Here is a 6,102-nt window from a genome sequence, read left to right as displayed (position 1 = left end):
CCCTAGGCCTGCCCTATCGCGTGATCAACGGTCCGAGGTTCTATGAACGCGCCGAGATCCGCGACGCGCTCGCCTACTTGCGCGTAGTCAATTCGCCCGCCGATGATCTCGCCTTCGAGCGCATCGTCAACGTGCCCAAGCGCGGCCTGGGCGATGCGACCGTGCAGATGCTGCACGACCACGCCCGTAAACGCCGCCTGCCGCTGTACGAGGCCGCCCGCGCCGTGGTCGAGACCGACGAGTTGAAGCCGAAGGCGCGCGGCAGCTTGCGCGATCTCCTGATCAGCTTCGACCGTTGGCGGGCGCAGGCGGAAGTCACCACCCACACCGAGCTCGCCGAAACCATCCTCGACGAGAGCGGCTACACTGATATGTGGCAGAAGGACCGTTCGGCGGACGCCGCCGGACGGCTGGACAACCTGAAAGAACTGGTGCGCGCGATGGAGGAGTTCGAGAACCTGCAAGGTTTTCTCGAACACATCTCGCTGGTGATGGATCGCGAAGGTGGCGGGGAAGACGAAGCGGTGTCGCTGATGACGCTGCACTCCGCCAAGGGGCTGGAATTCGACAACGTGTTTTTGCCCGGCTGGGAAGAAGGCCTGTTTCCGAGCCAGCGCACGCTCGACGAACAGGGCCGCGCGGGGCTGGAGGAGGAGCGTCGGCTGGCCCATGTCGGGCTGACGCGGGCGCGCCGCCGCGCCAAGATCTATTTCGCGACCAATCGGCGCATTCACGGCACCTGGTCGACCACGATTCCCTCGCGCTTCCTCGACGAACTGCCGGCGCATAACGTCGAGATCACGGAATCCAAGGGCGGCTCGGGCTGGGGCGGCGCCGGCGGCTACGGCCCCTCGCGCTTCGACAATGTCGAGTCCTTCGGCTCAAGCTACACGACGCCGGGCTGGCAGCGCGCGCAGGCCAACCGCGCGCGCAGCGGAGGTGGACGCGGCTTCGAGGAGCGGCAGTCGCCCTTTGGCTCTCGCGAGTCGGGCGGCTTTGCGAAGCAAAAGCGCGCGCCGCTCGTGATCGAAGGCGAGCTGATCGCCAAATCAACCGGCGCGACCTCGGACTTCAACCTCGACGACCGCGTGTTTCACCAGAAATTCGGCTACGGCCACGTGGTGAAGATCGACGGCAACAAGCTCACCATCGCGTTCGAGAAGGCCGGCGAAAAGAAGGTCGTCGACAGTTTTGTGCAGCGCGCCTGAATTTCGGGCCATGATGGACGGCCGCATTCAATAACGAGATGGAAAGGGTCCGGCAGGGACTGCGGCTGGCCGGGCTGTCTCCATAAGCCCATGATATGATAGGGTGAAACACCCCAATACCCCCATTCTGCCGCCATCCAAGACGCATCGGCTGCGCGGATATCCCTTAACGAAATCCAGCACATTTTAACGAATATTGATCGACAATACTTCGCGGCCATTTTTACCGAATACTTGCGCGCGGCATGTATCGTCAGTGGCAGATGATCCTTCGTCAAAAGGTTTTAGGCCACCCAAATGAGCCTCCAGTTCAAGACGGCCAGGAAAAGCGAACCGAAGTCCTTCCTCGACGACCTTGAGGAAGCGGTCGCCCGCGGAACACCCGCGAGCCGGGCCAAGGCGCTGTGGCATACGACGGACCTGATGATCGCCGGCAGCTTCAGCGACGACGAGATCTGGACGTTCGGCGAAGTCGTCACCCGGCTTGCGGACGAAATCGAGGTCGCGGCCCGCGCGCAATTGTCCGAGCGGCTGGCGCGCTTCGACCAGGCGCCGGTCAACATCATTCACAAGCTGGCCTTCGACGACGCGATCGAGGTCGCCGGCCCCGTCTTGAGGGAATCCAAGCAGCTTGAGACCTATGCGCTCGTCGCCAACGCCTGCACCAAAAGCCAGGCGCACATGCTCTCGATCTCACAGCGCGATACACTCGAAGAGCGGGTCACCGACGAACTCGTCAAGCGCGGCGACCAGGAGGTCGTGAAATCCGTCGCCAGCAACAGCGGCGCCAAATTGTCCGACTTCGGTTTCCTGAACATGGTCCAGCGCGCGGAAGGCGATTCCATCCTCGCCGAGCGGCTTGGCCTGCGCAAGGACATTCCGCGGCATGTCTTCCAGCAACTGATTGCGAAAGCGACTTCCGACGTGAAGAAGCGCCTGGAGCTCGAGCGTCCGGATATGGCGCGGCAAATCCAGTCGTCGGTGAGCGAGCTCGGCGGCGAGTTGCAGTCGAAATTCGGTCCCGCCTCTCGCGGCCATTTCGTCGCCAAGCGCGTCGTGACGACCCAGCATCGGCTCGGCAACCTGAACGAATCCAGTATATCGAGCTACGCGCGCTCGCACCGGGTCGAGGAAGTGACGATCGGGATGTCGCTGTTGTGCTCGCTGCCGGGCGACCTGATCGAGCGCGCATTGCTCGACAAGAACCGCGAGATGCTGCTGATCCTGTGCAAGGGCCTGGATTTCTCCTGGGATACCATGATGGCGATGCTGTTCCTCGGCGCCAAGGATCACCGGATCACCGCCAGCGAGCTGAGAAGTCTCGAAAACGATTACGACCGCCTTAACATCGAGACCTCGCGCAGCGTCCTGGCTTTCTGCCAGTCGCGCAAGACCGGCACAGCGATCGATGCGAGCCTGAAGGCCGCGCTATATGCCTGATAAGAGGGGACGGCGAGCATGAACGCGATTCCGTTTGGCAAAGGCGTGCCTGCTTTCGGCAAGCAGGCTGCGCAAGGTTTTGGCCGCAAGGGCGGCGCGGCGCCCGACCAATCCGAGGCGCCGAAGCAGGATGGCGGCACGCTCGATACGGCGCGAACCGTGCTGGAAGCCGCGAACGATTTCAAGGACGAAGCGACGGCCGCGGTATGCCGGCGGGTGATCGAGACGAGCATGAAGGGCGAGCAGCCGGCGCTGTCCGACCTGCGCATCATCAATAATTATTTCCAGTAGGCTCGCTCAGCCAGCGGACGGACTCCTTGCTGTTGTCGTCCCCGCGCACGCGGGGACCCATACCGCGGAATCTCTCCGTATGGTGGTACGCTAACATCCGGCAACAACAAACGCCTGAGGCTATGGGTCCCTGCTTTCGCAGGAACGACAACGCCCACGGGCGCCGGGCCTACTTCTCCCCCAACACGTCCCCGAACAGCACCCAGGACTTGCCGTCGAACCGCGCCATATGGATCTGGCGAATCGGCGTGACGTTACTCGGATCGACATGAACCTTGATGCCGGGCAATAGCAGCGGCATCTCGACTCCATTCAGCGACTTGGCTTGCTTGATGATGTTGTCGCGGGAAAGGTCGTCGCCGCAATTCTTCAGCACGATCGCCATGATCTGCGCCACTCATCCATGCGAGCCAGTCCTTGAGCGCGGGATCGTTCGCCCAGCGCACATCGTTGGGGTCCTTGAGATAGAGCCCCGTCACCACGCCGATCGAATTCTCTAACCCCGCCGGCTCCAGCACCGCGGAGAACGAGTTCGAGACCGACGGCAGGATGATCAGCGGCTTCCAGCCCATGCTGGCGGCTTTCTTGATCGCCTGCGCCGCAAATTTCGGCGTTGCTTCTGCAAAGAAAACATCCGCCCCGGATTCGCGCATCGTGACCATTTGCGAGTCAATGGTGGGGTCGGCGGTGAGATAGGTGGTCTCGGAGACCAGCTGACCGATATGTTCGCCGAGGCCCTCCTTGAAGCCGCGCACGTAATCCTTGCCCGCATCCTCATTCGGAGCGATCACCGCGATCTTCGCATTCGGCTTGGTTTTCAGGATGTATTGCGCGTAAAGCTTGCCTTCGAGTTCGTAGGTCGGATTGAAGCCGACCGTCCAGGGGAAATGCCCGGGATCGTTCCAGCGCGTGGCGCCGGAGGACACGAAGATCTGCGGCACGTGCTTGGCGTTGAGATATTTCTGCACCGAGATGTTCGGCGCGGTGCCGACCGACGAGAACATCGCCAGCACATCATCCTGCTCAACCAGCTTGCGGGTCTGCTCGACGGTCTTCGCGGGCGAATAGGCGTCGTCGAGGGTGAGGAATTCTATTTTGCGACCGTTGATGCCGCCCTGGTCGTTGAGCATCTGGAAGTAGGCGGCTTCCGCGCGGGCAATCGTGCCGTAGGCGGACGCCGGCCCGCTATAGGGCGCGGTATTGCCGAGCTTGATGGTGGCCTCCGCCGCGCCGGCTGCTTGCAGCGACCCCGCAAACACCATCGCCAACAGAGAAGCGACGCAAAAATCCTTTGATGCTGACATCATGCTGACAAGGCCCTGACATTTCCTCGGCTACCGGTAATTTTGCCGGTTGTTTCGATTTATCTTTGGCCAGGATATTTCGATTGGCAGATCACGAACAACCGCTAAAAACGGCATGCGGGATTGCACAAAAGTTCCCACTTCCTATCTGAAATCTCTGTGTCCCCGCCTCGCTTTTTCACGTCACACTTCAATATGCCCCCTGACGAGACCTCCCACCCCCATGCCTTCCATCATTTCCGTTTCCAATCTCTCCAAGACCTATGGCTCCGGTTTCAGGGCGCTGAAGGACATCAATCTGGAAATTGAGAAGGGCGAGATCTTCGCGCTGCTCGGACCGAACGGCGCCGGCAAGACCACGCTCATCAGCGTCATTTGCGGCATCAACAATCTGAGCAGCGGCTACGTCAGCGTCGGCGGACACGACATCATCAGCGACGCCCGCGCCGCCCGCACGATGATCGGTCTGGTCCCGCAGGAGCTACACACCGACGCGTTTGAATCGGTGTGGGGGACGGTCAGCTTCAGCCGCGGCCTGTTCGGCAAGCCGAAAAATCCTGCTCACATTGAGAAGGTGCTGAAAGACCTGTCGCTGTGGGACAAGAAAGACTCCAAGATCGTCACTCTGTCGGGCGGCATGAAGCGCCGCGTGATGATTGCGAAAGCACTGTCGCATGAGCCGCAGATCCTGTTCCTCGACGAGCCGACCGCCGGCGTCGACGTTGAATTGCGCAAGGGCATGTGGGAGGTGGTCCGGACCTTGAAGGCCGCGGGCGTCACCATCATCCTCACCACGCACTACATCGACGAAGCCGAGGAGATGGCAGACCGCGTCGGCGTCATCAACAAGGGTGAAATCATTCTGGTCGAGGACAAGGCCAACTTGATGCAGAAGCTCGGCAAGAAGCAGCTCAAGCTGCATCTGCAATCCTCTATCGACGCCATTCCGCCGGCCCTGGCCTCCTACAATCTCGAACTGTCGAACGGAGGCAGCGAGTTGACCTACAGTTACGACACCAAAGGCGACCGCACCGGCATCACCAGCCTGCTGGCCGATCTTCGCGACGCCGGCATTCGCTTTGTCGACCTCGAAACGAACCAGAGTTCACTGGAAGATATTTTTGTGAATTTGGTGCACGCGTCATGAACTTCCGGGCTGTTCGCGCAATCTACAAGTTCGAAATGGCGCGCACCGGACGCACGATCGTGCAAAGCATCGTGTCGCCGGTGGTTTCGACCTCGCTTTATTTCGTCGTGTTCGGAGCTGCGATCGGCTCGCGCATCACCCAGGTCGAAGGCGTGAGCTACGGCACCTTCATCGTGCCGGGTCTGGTGATGCTGTCGGTGCTGACGCAGAGCATCGCGAATGCATCGTTCGGCATCTATTTTCCGAAGTTCGTCGGCACGATCTACGAGATATTGTCGGCGCCGATTTCCTATTTCGAAATCGTGCTCGGCTATGTCGGGGCGGCCGCGACCAAATCGATTATCCTCGGCCTGATCATCCTGGCCACCGCCGGCCTGTTCGTGCCGCTGCACATCCATCATCCGATCTGGATGCTGACCTTCCTGGTGCTGACGGCAGTGACGTTCAGCCTGTTCGGCTTCATCATCGGAATCTGGGCCGACGGTTTTGAGAAGCTTCAGATGATCCCGATGCTGATCGTGACGCCGCTGACCTTCCTCGGCGGCAGCTTCTATTCGGTCAATATGCTGCCGTCGGGCTGGCGCACCATCACGATGCTCAATCCGGTAGTGTATCTGATCAGCGGTTTCCGCTGGAGCTTTTATGAAATCGCCGATGTCAGCGTCGCGTTGAGCGTCGGCATGACGCTGACGTTCCTGGTGGTCTGCATGAT

Annotated in this window: 5 protein-coding genes and 1 pseudogene; 5 read left to right on the top strand and 1 reads right to left on the bottom strand. The window is 60.7% G+C overall.

Going from position 1 to position 6,102, the window contains the following annotated elements; genetic code table 11:
* The 3 genes from WB528_RS24960 to WB528_RS24950 form a co-directional block, all read left to right on the top strand.
* Window positions 1-1,208, top strand: a 1,208-nt coding sequence (locus tag WB528_RS24960) for an ATP-dependent helicase (protein WP_423891723.1), incomplete at its 5' end; no start/stop codon positions are given.
* Between the two features lie 297 nt (window positions 1,209-1,505).
* Window positions 1,506-2,648: a DUF2336 domain-containing protein gene (locus WB528_RS24955; RefSeq protein ID WP_423891722.1), complete on the top strand. Its 1,143-nt coding sequence runs from the start codon at window positions 1,506-1,508 to the stop codon at window positions 2,646-2,648.
* An 18-nt stretch (window positions 2,649-2,666) separates the two neighbouring features.
* Window positions 2,667-2,939 carry a hypothetical protein gene (locus WB528_RS24950; RefSeq protein WP_423891720.1) on the top strand — a complete coding sequence of 91 codons (273 nt, stop codon included), beginning with the start codon at window positions 2,667-2,669 and terminating at the stop codon, window positions 2,937-2,939.
* 169 nt (window positions 2,940-3,108) lie between these two features.
* Here the strand turns inward: WB528_RS24950 and WB528_RS24945 are convergent.
* A pseudogene (locus WB528_RS24945) lies at window positions 3,109-4,246 on the bottom strand (ABC transporter substrate-binding protein).
* 220 nt (window positions 4,247-4,466) lie between these two features.
* Here WB528_RS24945 and WB528_RS24940 point away from each other — a divergent pair.
* Together WB528_RS24940 and WB528_RS24935 are read left to right on the top strand one after the other, a co-directional pair.
* Entirely contained in the window at window positions 4,467-5,390 is a 924-nt protein-coding gene (locus tag WB528_RS24940; RefSeq protein ID WP_423891718.1) for an ABC transporter ATP-binding protein, read from the top strand.
* Window positions 5,387-6,102: ABC transporter permease (locus WB528_RS24935; RefSeq protein ID WP_423891716.1), on the top strand; the 716-nt coding region annotated here is incomplete at its 3' end. The genes WB528_RS24940 and WB528_RS24935, both read left to right, overlap by 4 nt.

This window comes from Bradyrhizobium sp., from assembly GCF_049586575.1.
In the GTDB taxonomy this organism is placed as follows: Bacteria; Pseudomonadota; Alphaproteobacteria; order Rhizobiales; family Xanthobacteraceae; genus Bradyrhizobium.
This window is presented reverse-complemented; position numbering and strand designations above follow the sequence as displayed.

Excerpts from the sequence above, each read along its gene's own strand:
- WB528_RS24955 (WP_423891722.1), top strand. The coding sequence starts at position 1,506 with ATGAGCCTCCAGTTCAAGACGGCCAGGAAAAGCGAACCGAAGTCCTTC.
- WB528_RS24950 (WP_423891720.1), top strand. The coding sequence starts at position 2,667 with ATGAACGCGATTCCGTTTGGCAAAGGCGTGCCTGCTTTCGGCAAGCAG.
- WB528_RS24940 (WP_423891718.1), top strand. The coding sequence starts at position 4,467 with ATGCCTTCCATCATTTCCGTTTCCAATCTCTCCAAGACCTATGGCTCC.